A 17,469-nucleotide genomic window follows, 5' to 3' on the forward strand; every position below is an offset into this window, starting at 1 on the left:
CGCAGTCGAAAATGTTGATCGGCTGTGTCCCAAATATCACGCTGGTCGACCACGAGAATGATCGAGATCGACTCGCAGACTTTCTAGTTCGCACTTGTCTTGAGTAACGGACATTCGCTCCGGCTCAGTGGCAGATAGGCCTTATCAGCCGGTATTGTCTCGATGACGTTGTAGTAGTCCCAGGGAGTTGTAATCTCCGATGGCTTCTTGACCTCGACGAGGTAAAAATCGTGCACGAGCTTGTTGTCGGCGCGTAATCGCGCGCCTCGGGCATAGAAGTCGTCGACGGGCATGGAACGCATTTTATCCAAAACAGCGTTCGTCTCGTCCATTCCGGCCGCAGCCACCGCCCTGAGATACTGCAGCACGGCTGAATACACGGCCGCTTGAGGTGCGGTCGGCATGGCGTTGTGCAGCTTGAAGAAGCGCTGACCGAATGCTCTTGTTTCCACGTTCAGGCCCCAATACCAAGCGGTCACGGTTCTCAGCCCTTTGGCCGTCTCCGGACCCATGGCGTGCACATCAGTCAGGAACATGAGCTCAGCCACCGCCTTCTGCGATGTGGAATTCATTCCAAACTCGTTCCATTGCTTCATTGCCGTGACAAGTTGCTCACCAGCGTTTGCGAACGCAACGACTTTGGCCTTTGAGGCCTGAGCCTGCAACAAGAAGGAACTGTAATCGGCGTTTCCAAGTGGATGAAAGACCGCGCCAAGCGATTTTGCACCTGCTTCAGCTAGCGTGCTTTGAGATACCTCCACCATGTTACGTCCGAACGCGTAGTCGGCAGCGATAAAGAACCAGCTGTCGTATCCTTGCGACACCAGTCTGCGAACTGATCCGGTGACGAGATTGTAATTGTCGTGCAGCCACATTAAGCCGGTGCGCGAACATTGTTTACCGCCGATGTCGGTGGTGCCGACCGCCGAGTAAATGACAATTTTGTTCTTGTCGCGCGCAATCGACTGGATCGCGAGGGCTACCGCCGAGTTGCCGACGTCAGCCACCATATCGACGCCGTCGACATCGAACCATCTGCGGACAATCTGGGCTCCTATATCCGGCTTGTTCTGGTGGTCGGCGAACACGATTTCGACCTTGACGCCGGGCGTTGCCTTCTGGAAATCCTCGATGGCTAATTTCGCGGCGACGACAGAACCCGGTCCGGAATTGTCCGACAACGGGCCGGACTGATCGTTGATGACTCCGATTTTGACGATTCCGCCTGAAAGCTCGCTAGCCACGCCGGGATACGTCAGCGCGGTGACGGAAATTAGTAAGCCGATGCCGAGGAGCAGACGAGAGAGCCGGATCTGGAACGAGCGCAATCGATCGATGGGGCGACGCCTCATGGTTCACCTTTGTTTACGAGGTAGCGAGTGGCCTATCTTCCCGGCAGTCGATAGTCGTAGCGCCGTAACGCTCGGTCCCAAGAGACTATCCGTTACGTGACAGCGGCTTTTTTCACAAACTCCATACGATTGGCGTGTGCGGAGGCAACCCTCTCTTTCATGGCCGCGACAATCGCCGCTGGCGCCGTGTTGGGAGATCCAGCATCGAATGGCGGAGCCGGATTATATTCCAGACGAAGCTGGATCATCTCGGCGGCCGAACGATCTTTCAGCAGCGACACCAACGTCAGCGCGAAGTCTATGCCAGCGGTCACGCCGCCGCCTGTAACCCTGTTGCGGTCGATACAGACCCGGTCGCGGGAGATCGATGCGCCGAAATACGGCAACGCCTCCACGGCAGTCCAATGCGTCGCGGCTCGGTAACCTTTCAACAATCCAGCAGCGCCAAGGACCAGCGAACCGGTGCATACGGAGGTTACGAACTTGGCCTTTGGCTCCTGCTTTCGCAGAAATTCCAGCACATCCTTGTCGACAAGGAGCTCGTCTGTGCCGTATCCGCCTGGGACGCATATGACATCAAGTTGCGGACAATCTGCGAAAGTGGCAGTCGGCGTCAGCGTGATGACTGAATCGCTCTGAACGGGCTCGATCCGCTTCCAGACCAGATGCAGCTCGGCGTCCGGCAGGCTGGAGAAGACCTGCACCGGACCCGTGAGGTCGAGTTGAGTCACACGCGGAAACACCAGCAAGCCGATCTGCAGCGGATTTGACATGTCTTCCTCTCAGCGTCGCCCTTGACCGCAACAGCCTGCCATGCTGCCATAAAGCCTAAAATGGCGTATTTCCCTCAAATCTGGACATGCCATGATCGGCCTACTGATTTTCAGAGATTTTCAGTTGATGGACGCATCTGGTCCAATCTCTGTCTTCGAGATTGCACGACGGCAAAAGCTGAGCGTACCTCGCACAAAGCTATTTGCGATCAAGGCCGGTGCCGTTCGGAGCTCCGCAGGCGCCGAGATGTATGCTTGCAATCTGCGATCGGCAAAGTCGCTGACGACGTTTATCGTGGCAGGAGGCGAAGGGGTCGAAGCGGCGGCGCAGTGCAAGACTACGGTTGCCTTCATTCAAAGGATGGCGAAGCGCGGCGTGCGCATCGCCAGCGTCTGCACCGGGGCCTATCTTTTGGCCGAAGCAGGATTATTGAACGGACGTTATGCGACGACGCATTGGTCTCGCACGCGGGACTTTATCGGGCGATATCCAAGAGTGAAACTTCAGGCAGATCGAATTTTTGCAAAGGACGGAGATGTCTGGACGTCGGCCGGTGTGACTGCCGGAATAGATCTAGCGCTGGCAATGGTTGCGGAAGATCACGGCGACGAAATTTCGCACGCGACCGCCCGGCAGCTGGTGCTCTATCATCGCCGCAGCGGCGGACAATCACAGTTCTCGACCTTGCTCGAACTGAAGACGCCGAACGGCCGCTTCGGCAATCTTCTATCTTGGATGCGCGAGAATCTTAACGCGCTCCTTACCACGGAGACGCTCGCAGAGCGGGCCGGCCTCAGTGAACGACATTTCGTCCGCTCTTTCGTCGCGGAGACTGGATCCACACCGACTAGAGCGGTCGAGCGGTTGCGCGTCGAGGTCGCACGGGAGCGTGTGCAATCTTCCGGAGAGACGATCGAGCGGGTTGCACGTTCGACGGGCTTCCGTGATCCCGAACGGATGCGCAGAGCGTTCATCCGAGCGTTTGGCCAACCTCCTCAGTCGTTGAGACGCTCTGCAAAGAGTCCGGAAAGGCTTTAATCGCCCCCTCGTCAATTCTACATTACCTCATTGCCAAAGGGATTTGATGAATCGGAGGAGCTGGTTCTGGCTTCGGCGCTGCAGAGACGTCTGGAATGCCGGCAAAAGAGGCTTTGACGCAATCGCTCCCTGGCTTCGCCGATATCGCACCGGTTCGTCTGGCACTGCCAGCCGTTGCGGCCGGACTTGTCTTAGCCGTCTTGATTGGGTCGATCATCACCTTGGCGGCGAAGATCGACGCGGGGCAAGCAGGACAAATTGCTAGCGTTTGCACGGCAGCAACGGCGACTCACCATCGATCTCGGCCAAGGCTCTGATGTCGTCGGCGATACAGCACCATCCTTGGCGGGGCTCGCCTCGCGGAACCAGCCACACTCAGCACCGCTCTGGCAATAAATCGAGCAGTCCGGCTTCCGAAAGCTACCCGGTTCAGGGCTTTCGCGAGACTGACCTTGTCCTCAACCTGTCCATGATCGGTAATCGGTGAGGCTGAGCAGATATCTGCGATGATCGGCGTCGTATGTCGAAACGCCGAGTTCCAGGGGCACGGGATATCGAAGGCTGGTCAACTGGCCTTCTTGACTACCGACAGCTTGATGAAATCCGAGAACGCCTTGAGCGTCGCCTCGGAAACGTGATGCTCGATGCCTTCAGCGTCCGTTTCCGCGATTTCCCTGGGAATGCCAAGCGCGAGCAGCATCTCAAGCACCACGCGGTGGCGCGCGCGTACGCGCCTGGCGAGCGCTTCGCCCTTCTCGGTCAGGAAGATGCCGCGATAGGGCCGGGCAATCGCAAGGCCCTCCCGCTTCAGCCGCGTGATCGTGTTGATTGCCGTCGGATGAGACACGCCGAGCCGGCGCGCGATATCGGTCGCGCGAGCTTCGCCGGACGATTCGAGCAGATCGGCAATCAGCTCGACGTAGTCCTCGAGGATTGCGGTCGAGCGCGCCGACCGCGCCTTGCCAAAACGCCGTGCCTGCGCCTGCTCGGTGGGGAGGGCGTGAAGCGATGTCGCAACGTCAGCAGTCTTCCGGCGCATCTGAAAACCCAGAATCTCATGGCTGACAATGGGCTCCCCATGGCGACATTGCAAGCAGGCGCGATGTCCCGGCCTGTCACCCACTTGCAACAGCCTCGCAATTGCAACAGCCAAGCCTTGACTCTGTAGCCTCGACCTCGCAATTGTAGCCTAAGCTACATTTTAATGCACAAACTAAGGCGTGCTCGTCTCGCCAGCTGTGCATCGGGGGTTGAGGATGTATATGCACGCAAGCCGTTCGGTTCTTCTGGGCACGACATCGATCGTCATGATCGGCCTTGGCGGCTTTGCATCTGCCCAGCCGGCCGCTCCCGGAGCGCCTGCGGCGTCGTCGACCGAGCAGGGCGAACCGCGGCCTGCAGCAACCGCCGCGCCGACGCCCCCGGCCCCATCCGACGCGGCCACGCCTGCCGCCTCGCAGTCATCGACTACGGCAGCGTCACCTGCATCGTCCGGCGCGCCGGCCGAAGTGGATATTCCCGTGGTCACGGTCGAGGGCCGCCAGCCGAGGCCGGCCCGCCGCGCCAACCGGGGAATCCCGAGCCGGCCGCAATCCGGCAACACGACGACCGCGCCCGCCCCCGCCGCGACGACGGCCTCCAGCCAGGCCCCCTTTGCGCCTTCGGTCCAGACCGGCAGCCAGATCCAGTCGAGCACCAGTGCAAGCTTCGGAAACCTGTTCTTCACCGCACCAGGGGCGACATCCGCGGGTCTGTCCACCCAATCTGCACGCCCCGTTCTGCGCGGACTGTCGGATGCCAAGGTGCGCATCCAGGAGAACGGCATCGGCAGCGTCGACGTGTCCGACATCGCGCAGGATCACGGAGTGCCGATCGATCCGCTGGCGCTCCAGAAAACCGAAGTGTTTCGCGGACCGGGCGCGCTGCGGTTCGGATCACAGGCGGTCGGCGGCATCGTCGACGTGACCAACAACCGGATTCCCACGGCCGCTCCGATCGGCGGTGTGGCCGCAGAGCTGCGATCCGCCGTCACCTCGGTCGACAGCGGCTGGGAGAGCGGGCTTCTGCTCGACGCCGGAAGCGGCAACGCCGCCTTGCATGCCGACGTCTATGGCCGCGGCGCCCAAGACTATCGCATCCCCAGCTATCCCTACCTCGTGCCCCCCACGCCCGCACCGGCGTTCAACGGGCGCCAGCCGAACTCGGCCAGCCAGAGCGCGGGCGCCTCGATCGGCGGCTCCTATCTATTCGATGGAGGCTATGCCGGCCTGTCGATCTCGCGCTTCACCAGCGACTATCATGTCCCCGGTATCGCCTCGGCGGACAGCCAGCAGCACAACCAGCTCGAGCAGACCAAGATTGCCAGCAAGGGCGAATACCGGCCCGATGCCGCCGCCATCGCTGCGGTGCGCTACTGGCTCGGCTATTCCGACTATCGGCACGACGAAGTCGACGTCAACAGCACCAATCTCGGCGATTTCCAGACCATCGGAGCGACGTTCAAGAACCGCCAGACCGAGGGCAAGCTCGAGCTCGAAACCGTGCCGGTCTCGACGCCGCTCGGAATGCTGACGAGCATCGTCGGGACACAGGGCGCCTACCAGCGACTGGACACTCTCGGCCAGGCCATCCTGCTTCCCGCGCAGACCACGACGGCAGCCGCCTATTTCTTCGAGGAGCTCAGGCACACCGACACGCTGCGGACGCAGCTGGCTGGCCGGATCGAATCCGTCAACGTCGCGGGCACGTCGTTCGATTTTCCGTCGACCTATCTGCCGCCGCCGGATGCGCCGTCGAGTTCGCCGTCCAAATCGAGCTTCCTGCCGACCAGCGTCAGTTTCGGCGTGATCAAGGATCTCCCGGCGAACCTCGAAGCGAGTCTCACGCTCCAGCGCATCCAGCGCGCCCCACGCGCGCTCGAGCTGTTCGCGTCCGGTCCTGACGACTCTGAGAAGACCTTCAAGATCGGCAATCCGGATCTGACGCTGGAGACGGCCAACACCGCGGAAATCGGGCTGAAGCGGAATCGCGGCGACTTCAGGTTCAATGCGACCGTCTACTATACGTTCTACGACAAGTTCATCTACGGGCGCGCAACCGGCAATTTCTGCGGCGCGACCTTTGCGACTTGCGCTGCCGGCGGCAATGGCGACTACATCCAGGTCGCTTACTCGCAGCGCGACACGATCTTCCGCGGCGGCGAGTTGTCGTGGCAGTGGGACGTGCTGCCGCTCTCGAACGGAATCTTCGGCGTCGAAGGCCAGTTCGATACCGTGCGCGCCACCTTCGCAGACGGCACCAACGTGCCGCGTATCCCGCCGATGCGGCTGGGGGGCGGCGTCTACTGGCGCAACGACAATTGGTACACGCGGCTGAACTATCTGCACGCGTTCACGCAGAACGATTTCGCCGAATTCGACACGCCGACCAACGGCTACGACCTGCTCAAGCTTCAGATCGAACACCGGCAGCGATGGCAGACCTCGCCGTGGGGACCGGTGGAGGTCGCGACCGGCCTGATCGGCGACAATCTCCTGAACGCGGATATCCGCAACTCCGTGCAATTCCACAAGGACGAGATTCTTCAGCCCGGGCGAACGTTCAAGCTGTTCCTCAACGTCAAATACGGCGCCGATACGCCTGCAAATGCGCCGATCGGCGCCGTGCGGGCGCAGCAAGCGGATCCGATCTACCGCAAGGCAATCACAGCGCCGGCCTGGGATTGGAGCGGGTTCTACGCCGGCGGCAATCTCGGCTATGTCTGGGGCAACGCCACCACATATGCCGGCTTCATCGACAATGCATCGCAGGCACCGCTGTTCGGCAGCACGCCCACAGCGCGGCTCGACAATGCGGGCATCGGCGTTCAGGCCGGCTACGACTGGACGGCGGGGCCCGTCATCGCCGGGATCGAAGGCGATTTCACCTATGCGAACCAGCACGGCCGCTCGGCGAGCACCTGTCCCGGCGCGGTCTGCAATGCGGCGCTGCTGCCGCTCGATGCGCCGATGTCGGCTGATCTCGGCTACCGGCTCGACTGGCTCGCCTCCATTCGCGGACGCATCGGCGTCGCGGTCACGCCAACCGCGGTCGCCTACATCACCGCCGGTGTTCCGTTTGGCGTCGTCACGTCATCTGGTTCAGTGGCAGGCTTCACGGCCGCCGGCGCTCCCGTCACGACGCCCTACAATGTGGACACGTTCCGCTTCGGCTGGGCTGCCGGTGCCGGCATCGAGACACGGCTGGCCGGCAACTGGTCCGGACGGATCGAATATCTGCATGCGGACCTCGGATCGTTCCGCGCGACACCGACCCTGCCGGCCAGCATGGCGACCTCGTTCGATTCAGACGCGCGGGTGAAAACCGACACGCTGCGCGTCGGGGTCAATTACAGGTTCGGCGCTGCCGATCGCGCGGCCATGACGAACTGACATGGCGAACTGACGCGACCGGCCGTGTCAGGCCAGACTATTTGACGGTGAAACGGATCGGCAGCTTCACGGCCACAGCTTGGCCCGCAAATGAGTCGGGCGGAGCTGGAAACGGCTGCGCCCGCTGCAACAATGCGATGGCCTCACTGTCGAGGGCGCTGGAGCCGGAGCTTTGCGTCACCTCGGCATTGCGCACCTGTCCCTTGCGATCCAGCATGAATCGGACCTGCGCGACCCCCTGCTCGCGCCGCGACCGCGCGGCTTCAGGATAGCGCTTGTTGCGCTCGACCAGCGCGAGGATCTGCGAGCGCCAGGTCGCGACCGCCTGCTCGTTCTTCGTATCCGGCCTTCCCTGCGTTGGCGCCGCGGCAACCTGCGCGGCACGCTCGGAGACCACGGCCGGGGCCGAAGTGGCCGCCGCAGCCTGCTGCTCCGGCGCGGCGTCGGGCTGCGCCTTGGTCGCGCTGTCGACGACGGCCTCGGGATTGGCTGCCTGCGGCAATTCCGGAGTGTCGTCGGGTGGCGTGGCATCCGGCGTCGGCGCCGGCCGGGCTTCGGCCATCGCCTGCTCCGGACCGGGAGGAAAATCGGACGGCGTGAGCGATGGCGCAGCTGCTTCCGGCGCAAGATCGACCACGACCGCGCCGGATGGTTCGGCCGGCTCGAGATCATCAGGTTCACGCCCGACGAGGAGCGATGCAGTGAGCACTCCGCACAGCGTTGCTACTGCAAGACCACTAAACGTCCACCGCCTGAGATCGGCGACGTCTTCCGCAGTAAGGACCGTCATGGCGCGGTCGACTGCTCCAGACCAACCAGCGCCACTTTGAGGTAGCCGGCCGTCCGCAGGCCGTTCATGACCTGCATCACCTCTCCATAGGGCACCGTCTTGTCGGCGCGGAGGAAGATGCGGCTCTCCTTCTGTCCATGGGTCGCCGCATCGAGCGCTGCGGCCAGTGCCGCGCGGCTCACCGCTTCGTCTCCGACCGACAGCGAGAGATCCGGCTTCACGGTGAGATACACCGGCTTGTCTGGACGCGGATGCGGCTGCGCGGTCGAGGCCGGGAGATCGACCGCGACATCCACGGTGACCAACGGCGCCGCCACCATGAAGATGATGAGCAACACGAGGATGACGTCGATGAACGGCGTCACATTGATGTCGTTGACCTCGGCAAGCTCGGTGCCGGACTGGCTGAGATTGACCGCCACCGGATCACTCCGCAGCCGCGAGGTGCGCCCGTCGCACGACGATCGCACCGCTATCGAGATCACGGCCGGCGAGCCGCGTGATTTCGGCAACGCAGTCGCCGAGCAGGGCCCGGTAGGCGCCAATCTGGCGGGCAAAAAGGTTGTAAATCACCACCGCCGGAATCGCCGCGACGAGACCGAGCGCGGTCGCCAGCAACGCCTCGGCAATGCCGGGGGCAACCACCGCGAGATTGGTGGTCTGCGATTTCGAGATACCGATGAAGCTGTTCATAATGCCCCAGACCGTACCGAAGAGGCCGACGAAAGGCCCGGTCGCACCAATCGTCGCAAGCACACCGGTACCGAAGGCGATGCGCCGGCCCGCGGCCGCCTCGATCTGCTGGAGCCGCGACAAGATACGCGTCTTGATCCCTTCTCTATCCATGCGATCGTTGCTGAGCTTCAACTCGGCGACAGCGCCGTCGAGCAGCCGCGCCACCGGCCCTGCGGGCACAGTCCGCACCGCGTCTTCGACGCTTCCGGCCCCTGCAAGCTCACGCAGCGAGCGCCGCACGCTACGGCGGGCATTGAACAGCTCGATGCTTTTGGACAGCCACACCGTGCATGTCACGACCGTAGCAAAGGCAAGTCCGGTCATCACCGCCTTCACAACGAGGTCGGCCTGCAAGAACATGCCCCAGGGACTGAGGTCGCGTGGCAGGGCGGCTATTCCGATCGGAGCGCCTTCGGATGCTCCCTCTGCAAAGGCAGACCCGGCGAAGCCGGCCAGGCAAGTCAGGACAACCGACATTCCGGCCGCACAAAAACGAGACATCCTCGCCGTGTAACGAGCGGCCCGTCGCGAGCTTGAAAACACCTGCATGAATCGGCCTTCCTAGGCTTTCGATTACGTCTAGGCCACATCATGTAGCATAAGCTACATCTTGCTGTAAACACTAGGGACGCGCGCTTGCGTCGAGCCTCGTTTTGAAAAGTGGGCAATTGTTTGGTTGGCAGGACCGGGCGAAAATTCGTTTCCGGCCGAGAGCGTCAACCGAGAGGAGAGAGGAGTAGCGTCGCCAGTTCGACCGCGAGCATATGGCCCTCAGTATGACATGACCGACCAGTCTGAAAAGCTGCACCTGCTCACGGTATTGGAATCAGCAACCCGACAGTGGTGCCGAACGATTGCTCGTGCCCCCTGCTGAAGGAGTAGCTGTAGGCCGGCTCAAGGAACCAGCCGAACTTTCGGTCGGCGGTCGGCCAGAACATGAAGTCGAGGGCGAACTGCGCGCCGGTCTGCGTGCCCTCCCGCGAAAAAGTCCATTGCGGTCCGACACCGACCATGAACTCAAGTTTGTCCGAGATCGTAAAGGGCTTTTTGAAAAGGAAGCCTGTATCCCACTCGCCGCGTCCGCCATGGAACATACGAGCGGCACCCACTTCGATTTCGAGCCAGTCCGGAATGGGCGCGAACTCGACGGCAAGCGATGGGCCGCGGCTGGATTCGCCCGGCAGCCCCCATTCGCCGGCTGCGCCAAGTTCGATGATCGCGGTCGGTTCCTTCTCCCCGGCTTGGGCAGGCACCGTCACCAGAAATGGCGCAACAGCGAGCCACAACGCATATCGCCAAGTCATCATGTTTTCCCCTCTGCAGGACGGAACGGCGGCGATGCTTCGCTTCCTGACCGTTGCGTTTGCGCGGCTGCCACAACACCGGAGCCCAGACCTTCGATGGCAGTGTGACGGGGCGTCGCGTGGAGATTCGAGAGAAGTTCGAACCTGGCCTGCCGGATGACCGTCGTTGCCCCTTGCAGCGCGAGCACGGCCATGATTGCTGCCACAATCACGTCGGGCCATCCCGTGCCTGTCCCGAACACGCCCGCCGCGGCGAGCAGCACCGCGAGATTGCCGATGACGTCATTGCGCGTGCAAATCCAGGCAGAACGCATGTTGGCGTCACCGGTGCGGTATCGCCACTGCAACAGGAAGGAGACGACATTGGCCATAAGCGCGGCAAGCCCGACGCCGCCCATGGTGAACGCTTGCGGGAGCGTGTTGTTGTAGACGTGCCATGCCGTGACGCCGAGCACCCAGAGCCCGAACAGCGCCATCGTCGCGCCCTTGGCGAGGGCTGCGGTCGCACGGTAGCGCAAGGCCATCCCGACCACGAACAGGCTGATTGCGTAGTTGGCGGCATCGCCAAGGAAATCGACCGCATCGGCCTGCAAGGCCGCCGAACCAGCTGCAAGCCCGGCGCTGATCTCGATGCCGAACATGACAGCGTTAATCGCTAGCACCCACCACAGAACTCGTCGGTATGCGGCCTGCCGCCGGTGATCGCCGCCCGGATCGTGATGTCCGCAACAATGCGCACTCATGATTGGCTTGTCCCTCAATACGGTCCCGCCCTATCTTTGGATCCTGTAGTCACTATAGGGTCAAGCCATGGATACGCTGACGATCGGTCAATTGGGCCGGGCCACCGATACGAAGATCGAGACGATCCGCTACTATGAGAAGATCGGCCTGCTGCCCGCGCCACGCCGAACCACCGGCAATTATCGCAGCTATTCTGCCGAGCAACTGCAGCGGCTCGGCTTCATCCGTCATGCGCGCGGACTCGGCTTCTCAATCGAGGACGTGCGCGAGCTTCTGGCACTGGCCGCACACGGTGAGAGGCCTTGTGACGAGGTAGACCAGCTTGCGGCACGCCATCTGGAGGCGACCGAGAGAAAGATTGAGGCACTGACTCGATTGCGCCGCGAGTTGCGCGAGACGCTGGCATCATGCAAGGGCGGTCGCATTGCCGAATGCCGCGTCATTCAGGCCCTCTCACCCGCGGGCCGTCGAAGATAGCGCCCCTTATGTGAACAACGCGAACGGGAAACAGAGGCGCAGCAGATCGGAGAACCACTGCCGCTTGACAGGAAGCTGGCATTTCAACAATGTAATGTTATAACATTACATCTGGTGCCAATGTCCTCTCCCAGCCATCGACCTATCCCCCTCAAAAGGCTCTTCGATCTCCATGCCAAAACTCCCCGTCACCGTCTTGTCCGGCTTCCTCGGGGCTGGAAAGACAACTTTGCTGAACCACGTCCTGAACAACCGGCACGGATTGAAGGTCGCGGTGATCGTCAACGACATGAGCGAGGTGAACATCGACGCCGATTTGGTCCGCGATGGTGGTGCCAATCTCTCCCGGACTGACGAGAAACTGGTCGAGATGACCAACGGCTGCATCTGCTGCACGCTGCGCGACGATCTGCTGAGGGAAGTGCGCATGCTCGCGGAGAGCGGGCGCTTTGACTATCTGCTGATTGAGTCGACGGGCATCTCCGAACCGCTGCCGGTGGCGGCTACGTTCGATTTTCGTTCAGAGGACGGCGAGAGCCTGTCTGACATCGCTCGTCTCGACACCATGGTGACCGTCGTCGATGCGGTGAATTTGCTCAAGGACTATGCGTCGACCGAGTTCCTCGGGGATCGCGGCGAAGCCCTCGATGGCGACAGGCGAACGCTGGTCGACCTGCTCGTGGAGCAGATCGAGTTCGCCGACGTCGTGGTCCTCAACAAGGTCGACGACGCCTCGGAAGCCCAGCATGAAGCGGCGCGCAAGATCATTCGCGCGCTCAATCCGGAAGCCGACATCATCGAGGCCAACCACAGCCGTGTGCCGTTCGATCGCGTGCTCGACACCGGCCGCTTCGATTTCGAGAGGGCCCAGCAGCACCCGCTCTGGTACAAGGAGCTCTATGGCTTCGCCGACCACGTGCCTGAGAACGAGGAATACGGCGTGACGAACTTCGTCTACCGCGCCGTTCGGCCTTTCGATCCGGTGAAGTTCGACCAGTTCATCAAGCAGCCCTGGCCTGGGGTCATCCGCGCCAAGGGGCATTTCTGGCTGGCGACCCGGCCGCAATGGCTCGGCGAGATCAGCCAGGCGGGCTCGATCGTGCGCACCGAAGCGTTGGGGTTCTGGTGGGCGGCCGTTCCCGCCGAACGCTGGCCCGACGATCCCTTCTGGCGCAAAAATCTGCGCAGGCACTGGAACGAGATCTATGGCGACCGCCGCCAGGAAATCGTATTCATCGGCGTCGGCATGGACGAAGCAGCCATCCGCGCACGACTCGATGCCTGCCTGGTGCCGGGCAAGCCTGCGATGGACGTTGCGGAATGGGCAAAGCTGCCGGATCCGTTTCCGGCGTGGCGACGGGCCGATGAAGCGGCCTGAACGGCAGTTCTGGAGACGATCCGTTGCGGTCTGGATTGCGCTTTCTCATCGGGGCAGCGCTCGGCGTGACGATCGCCGCATCGCTTGCAGCTAAGGCCTTTGCGGCGGACGAGCCGCCGGAGATTCCGGCCTGGCTGAAGAGCCATGTCGGTGACGGCGAGGGCCGGATCGCTTCGGTGGTCTTGCAGAGGGCGCGCGCGCTCTATCTACGCAAGGTGGCCGCGGGCGTTGTCAAGAATCCCTGCTATTTCGCGATGGACGCGACGCGGCCGAGCGATGGCGGCCTAGGAAAGCGGTTTTACGAGATCTGCGAAGCCGGCCGGTCATTTCGTGCGATGTCTGCGGGCCACGGCAGCGGGCGCAACATCAAGGGCGCGCCGAATTTCGCAAACGGAAAAGAGTGTGCGAAGAATTTCGGCAATGCGCTGGATTCGAATCTGACGACCGGCGGCGCCTATGTGACGGCCGAGACGAAAACCTCCTTCAAGGGTTACTTTCGCAACGCCGCGAAACGGGAGGCCATCCTGATGCGCTCGTTCGTTCAGTTCGACGGCGAGGGAGAGACTGCCAATGCCAGAGAGCGTGCCATCGGCGGACATCCGGCCGTTGTTCTGAAAGCGATCCACTATCGCAAGATGATGCGTAGTCCGTACGCCAACGTGAATGGCTGCGTTCCGGTCGGAACCCTCGTGGACTACGCGAGCGGACGCAGCAATGGATGCACGAGTTGGTCGCGATCCGACGCCGAGCAGATCATCCCGCTGCTCGAGAATCCCACGACGGTCTACATCTATCCGGAATCGCAGGACATCAAGGCGGTTGCGCAAGCCGTCTCGGCGCGCCGATCGCTTTCGTCCAATGGCCCTTATTGGAACGCCGTTTGTTTGAAGCAAATCGGCGCTCCGAAATTCTGGTCGAGAGAGATGCTTGAACCGATCCTGGCCCGATACCATCGGGAGCCCGAACCGGCCGCCAGCCCTGAGCCGACGTGCAAACCGTGAACTTTTCTCTTTCACTTGTTCTTGGTCGCTATCGCGAGAACATCCAGAGCTGCTCCGTGGCCATATAGCCGGTAAGCAGCAGCGCACCGAAGGCCACAATCGCCGCCGAGGCGGCGACCTCAACTGCCCGGATCGTGAGCATGCCGAAGCCGGCTCTTGCCCTGGCGATGCGACCGGCGACCTCGCGCGCGCTGACCGTGATCGTCGCGATCACCGCAACGGTGACCGCCGTGCCGAGCCCCATCAGCAGCGTGGCGCCGACGCCGGTCCAGAACAGGTCTTGCGCCAGTGCAAAGACGAGCAGGATGATCGCGCCGGAGCACGGCCGCAGCCCGACCGCGATGACTGCGGACAGACCGCGTTGCCAGCCGCCGGTGCCGGCAAGCTCGAACGGTTCGGGCCCGTGGGCGTGTCCCCACGCCGACTCGTGATGCTCGTGGGCGTGACAATGAAAGTCATGTGCGTGGTCGCATCCCGGCGCCTGACAGCGTCCGGGACGCATGGCCATGGCCATGGCGCGCGCCGGCAAAGCAGGAAGTTGGAGCTCTTCGCCGCCCGGACCCGAAGCCACGGCAAGTTTTGGTGTCTCCTGCCGGGCCATATCACGGCAGGCGACGACAAAGGCGCGTCCCTTGACGACGACAAGTCGCAGACCGATGAGGATCACGAAACCATAGCTCACGATCTCCACGACATGGACAGCCGTTCCGATCGCTGCCGCCGTCGTGTCGAGAACAAGCACCGCAATTGCCACAATGACGATGGCAACGGCGGATTGAATAGCGGCCGAGGCAAACGAAAGCACCACGCCGCGGCGCCAAGTCTCGCGATTTGCGACCAGATAAGACGAGATCACGGCCTTGCCATGGCCGGGACCGACCGCGTGAAAGACGCCGTAGAAGAGCGAGATCGCAAACAGGCTCCACGTGGCTGCGCCGTCCTCCTTGCTGGCTCGGATGTAACCCGATAGCGATCGATAAAAATCGGCCTGCTTCGCGAAAATCCATCCGGCAAGACTGGTCGTCGCCATGCCCGTTGCGGGATGCGGGGCACCAAATGGCGCACTTTGCGCCAAAGCGATATCGATCGAGCCAACCGCCGCGACGGCAAAAAGGGCCCCCAGCAAGGCCATGCGTGATTTGGTCATGGGCATTTCACCAGGATCTTGTTGGCGAAGGTCTCGCCATAGGTACTCAGGGGATCGAGCGGCGTGGTATCGAGCTGGCTCAGCCGCAACTGTTCGGCAGGTGTCGGCTCATGCGGCAGGTCGTAGCTCGCAACGCACTGCGGCGCGCCGTCGATCGATACGGGCTTATCCTTGGCGAACTCAAAATCGACGAAGATCGACGGATCGTAAATCTCGATTTGGGTAGCCTTGCCGGCGGACGGCGCCTTCAATGGCAGCGTGAAATGCAAGATGAGAGCCGGATTCTTGTATTCGAGCCAATAGTCGACCGGGTCTGAAAATTTCAGCTTTTTGCCGTCCGCGCGCGCGTAGGTGAAATACGCATATTCCTTCAACGACTCCACGTTCAGCTGCGCGAGCGAAGCGAGCTCTTCGCGCGTATACGCGCCTTTCCTGGCGTGATGGATGCCTTGGAGAGCGTAAGCAGAAAACATGTCGTCGAACGCCCAGGCGTGGCGTACCCCCGTCATGCTGCCGTCCGCGGCGTAAAGCACCTCGCTGTGAAACGTCACCCAGACGTGGGGATGGGCTTCCGCGCGACCGGCGATGAGCCAGGTCAGCAGCGCCGCCAAGCAGTATCGATAGATCAGTCTCGTCATGATCGCTCACCATTCGTGCAATGGCATCAACACCGGTGGTCGCGCGATATCAGATTGAATGCGAAACCGCTCCGGCCAGCGTGCGCACTCGTCGAGCGCGCGCGGACTTGCGCGGACGAGCGTCCGCGCATTCCGATCGAGCGCCGGCAGCGACCAAGCGGCCGACGGCGCAATTGTCAGACGAGGGAGGGAGGTCCGCGGGAGAAAAACCCCGAGCGACGAAGCTCGGATGCAGCGCGCGTGATCGACGTGAATAGGCCGCCCGCGCCGGCAGGATCGAACAAAGGAGAATGTCCACGGGCGTCCGGCAACGACGTCGTCGACAGCAGGAAGCCGGAGAAGCATATGCTGCAATGCTCCTCGTCATCATCCAGTCCGGCAGGATGGGCCTGTGAAACCAGCGACGTCGTCGGAGGCGTGAGGGCGCCTCCCACCGCTGTCACGCCGTGCACGGCGCTGCGCGCGGGAGCGACGCCGTGATCGTGAGAATGGCCGAAACAGAGCAGGATCTGGAGGATCAACGCCGCAAGCGCGACCCAGGCGGTCGCACGTCGGGCGGTGTCCCGCGTCACCATTGGTGCCGCCTCCGACGCGAACAGCATTCCGCTCCGATCCCCGAAAGCTCCGAGACCCGCGATCTCGAACGCGCAAAAGATGCACAGGTCGTCACAGGATAGCAGGAATATGGCAACCGATGGGCGGCGGCGGTTGACCGTGCAACGGCGTGTCACTCTTCTTGAGGCGCGAGAGTGGGAGTCAAACCCACGCAACAATGGGAGTGGCCGATCCAACTAAGCGTTGCGAACGCAAAATATCCGACCGCGGCACGAAAAATCAGCGTCGCGCGATCAGCGCTTTCGGCGTCGGTCCCGCACCGAGCGGCAACCGAGTCGCCCCAAGGTCGTCCAGCACGAATTAGGTCTCTCCGTTGGCATCGTGAAGGACCATGGATGGGGCACGCCTGACAAGAGCCTACCCTTAACCTCGCGGTCGATCTCTACGGGATTTCGGGTCAGAGGATTCGATTGCGATCAGGGCGATTGTGGAGTCCGGAACGGCATTAGGCGGGCCGCTGCGGGAAGCTTGAGGTTTTATTTTTGTCGGCGAATGGCGCACATCACCCTGCTGGTATTTGTGCTGGTATCGGCAGCGATTGACCAATAAAATGACTTTGAATTCAGATGGTTACGGGAATAAGCGATTGCCGGCCAGGGGCACCACGCTTTGCCCTTCCGGGCTTGGCGTGGCGTAGCCATGTGAGGCCGAAAGCGCGAAGCGTGTCCGGCGAGGCCTCTTGGCGAAGACGGACCGGCTGGTTGCCCTTCTCGTAGCTAAGCGACGTCCTCCCTAGCAATCATCAAGCCCGCCTATATTTTCTTGCGGTGGTCTCCACGCAGCGAGCAGCTTGATGGCCAGACGACGCGAGACCGACGCAAAGCCCGGCGACCTCCCCCGCTATTTCGTCTGGGTACGCGGGCTAGACGGACCCGAGCCGCAGAAATGGATGGCGATGGATTTCGGCGTCGACGGCTGGAAGCGGGCGCAGGTGCTGGCCTATCTCGAGCTGCCGGAGGAGGAGCGACATCTGTCGCTGTCGATACTGGCAAGACGCTATCCGCCGCCGCGGGTGGAGGCGTCGTAACCCGTCCGACCAGAGCGAA

General features: G+C 62.1%; 17 protein-coding genes. 6 read left to right on the forward strand and 11 right to left on the reverse strand.

All coding sequences use genetic code 11. The features are described from left to right. Positions 1-83: 83 nt before the first annotated feature. Both SO139_RS10170 and SO139_RS10175 read right to left on the reverse strand, forming a co-directional pair. Complete coding sequence (locus SO139_RS10170) at positions 84-1,352, reverse strand: ABC transporter substrate-binding protein (RefSeq protein WP_498539995.1); 1,269 nt, start codon at positions 1,350-1,352, stop codon at positions 84-86. Between the two features lie 92 nt (positions 1,353-1,444). Next, entirely contained in the window at positions 1,445-2,125 is a 681-nt protein-coding gene (locus tag SO139_RS10175) for a DJ-1/PfpI family protein (protein WP_498539996.1), read from the reverse strand. 91 nt (positions 2,126-2,216) lie between these two features. Between SO139_RS10175 and SO139_RS10180 the strand changes: the two genes are divergently transcribed. Continuing rightward, the gene (locus tag SO139_RS10180) at positions 2,217-3,164 is read left to right on the forward strand and encodes a GlxA family transcriptional regulator (RefSeq protein ID WP_498539997.1); all 948 of its coding nucleotides are present in this window, start codon (positions 2,217-2,219) and stop codon (positions 3,162-3,164) included. Positions 3,165-3,729: 565 nt separating this feature from the next. Here SO139_RS10180 and mntR read toward each other — a convergent pair. Further along, the gene (gene mntR / locus SO139_RS10185) at positions 3,730-4,203 is read right to left on the reverse strand and encodes a manganese-binding transcriptional regulator MntR (RefSeq protein WP_498539998.1); all 474 of its coding nucleotides are present in this window, start codon (positions 4,201-4,203) and stop codon (positions 3,730-3,732) included. A 223-nt stretch (positions 4,204-4,426) separates the two neighbouring features. Between mntR and SO139_RS10190 the strand changes: the two genes are divergently transcribed. After that, a complete protein-coding gene (locus tag SO139_RS10190; protein WP_498539999.1) occupies positions 4,427-7,594 on the forward strand; it encodes a TonB-dependent receptor domain-containing protein in 3,168 nt (1,055 codons plus the stop codon). Positions 7,595-7,631: 37 nt separating this feature from the next. Here the strand turns inward: SO139_RS10190 and SO139_RS10195 are convergent, their stop codons facing one another. The 5 genes from SO139_RS10195 to SO139_RS10215 all read right to left on the reverse strand — a co-directional run bounded on the left by SO139_RS10195 (position 7,632) and on the right by SO139_RS10215 (position 11,166). Further along, positions 7,632-8,384, reverse strand: a complete 753-nt coding sequence (locus SO139_RS10195; protein ID WP_498540000.1) for an energy transducer TonB — start codon at positions 8,382-8,384, stop codon at positions 7,632-7,634. Then, positions 8,381-8,806 (reverse strand): TonB system transport protein ExbD, encoded by a 426-nt coding sequence (gene exbD, locus SO139_RS10200; protein WP_498540001.1) that lies wholly within the window; start codon positions 8,804-8,806, stop codon positions 8,381-8,383. The genes SO139_RS10195 and exbD overlap by 4 nt, the downstream gene beginning before the upstream one ends. A 4-nt stretch (positions 8,807-8,810) precedes the next feature. After that, positions 8,811-9,668, reverse strand: coding sequence for a tonB-system energizer ExbB (exbB, locus tag SO139_RS10205; RefSeq protein ID WP_498540002.1), 858 nt, complete (start codon positions 9,666-9,668; stop codon positions 8,811-8,813). A gap of 263 nt (positions 9,669-9,931) precedes the next feature. Continuing rightward, positions 9,932-10,405, reverse strand: coding sequence for a hypothetical protein (locus SO139_RS10210; protein ID WP_498540003.1), 474 nt, complete (start codon positions 10,403-10,405; stop codon positions 9,932-9,934). A 17-nt stretch (positions 10,406-10,422) separates the two neighbouring features. After that, on the reverse strand, positions 10,423-11,166 hold the full coding sequence (locus SO139_RS10215; RefSeq protein ID WP_498540004.1) for a cation efflux transmembrane domain-containing protein: 744 nt from the start codon (positions 11,164-11,166) through the stop codon (positions 10,423-10,425). Positions 11,167-11,233: 67 nt separating this feature from the next. Here SO139_RS10215 and SO139_RS10220 point away from each other — a divergent pair, with 67 nt between their 5' ends. The 3 genes from SO139_RS10220 (at position 11,234) to SO139_RS10230 (ending at position 14,023) form a co-directional block, all read left to right on the forward strand. Beyond that, positions 11,234-11,644, forward strand: coding sequence for a MerR family transcriptional regulator (locus SO139_RS10220; RefSeq protein WP_498540005.1), 411 nt, complete (start codon positions 11,234-11,236; stop codon positions 11,642-11,644). A 172-nt stretch (positions 11,645-11,816) separates the two neighbouring features. Further along, on the forward strand, positions 11,817-13,022 hold the full coding sequence (zigA, locus tag SO139_RS10225; RefSeq protein WP_498540006.1) for a zinc metallochaperone GTPase ZigA: 1,206 nt from the start codon (positions 11,817-11,819) through the stop codon (positions 13,020-13,022). A 23-nt stretch (positions 13,023-13,045) separates the two neighbouring features. Then, complete coding sequence (locus tag SO139_RS10230) at positions 13,046-14,023, forward strand: hypothetical protein (RefSeq protein WP_498540007.1); 978 nt, start codon at positions 13,046-13,048, stop codon at positions 14,021-14,023. Between the two features lie 28 nt (positions 14,024-14,051). On the opposite strand, the gene SO139_RS10235 is transcribed toward SO139_RS10230, so the two are convergent. The 3 genes from SO139_RS10235 to SO139_RS10245 form a co-directional block, all read right to left on the reverse strand. Then, complete coding sequence (locus tag SO139_RS10235) at positions 14,052-15,170, reverse strand: nickel/cobalt transporter (RefSeq protein ID WP_498540008.1); 1,119 nt, start codon at positions 15,168-15,170, stop codon at positions 14,052-14,054. Further along, complete coding sequence (locus SO139_RS10240) at positions 15,167-15,808, reverse strand: DUF1007 family protein (protein WP_498540009.1); 642 nt, start codon at positions 15,806-15,808, stop codon at positions 15,167-15,169. Before SO139_RS10240 ends, SO139_RS10235 begins: the two co-directional genes overlap by 4 nt. Before the next feature lie 176 nt (positions 15,809-15,984). Beyond that, positions 15,985-16,410, reverse strand: coding sequence for a hypothetical protein (locus SO139_RS10245; protein ID WP_498540010.1), 426 nt, complete (start codon positions 16,408-16,410; stop codon positions 15,985-15,987). 806 nt (positions 16,411-17,216) lie between these two features. Here SO139_RS10245 and SO139_RS10250 point away from each other — a divergent pair. Further along, positions 17,217-17,450, forward strand: coding sequence for a hypothetical protein (locus tag SO139_RS10250; protein WP_449379345.1), 234 nt, complete (start codon positions 17,217-17,219; stop codon positions 17,448-17,450). The last annotated feature ends 19 nt before the right edge of the window (positions 17,451-17,469 follow it).

The sequence above is a fragment of the Bradyrhizobium sp. UFLA05-89 genome (genome assembly GCF_059803475.1).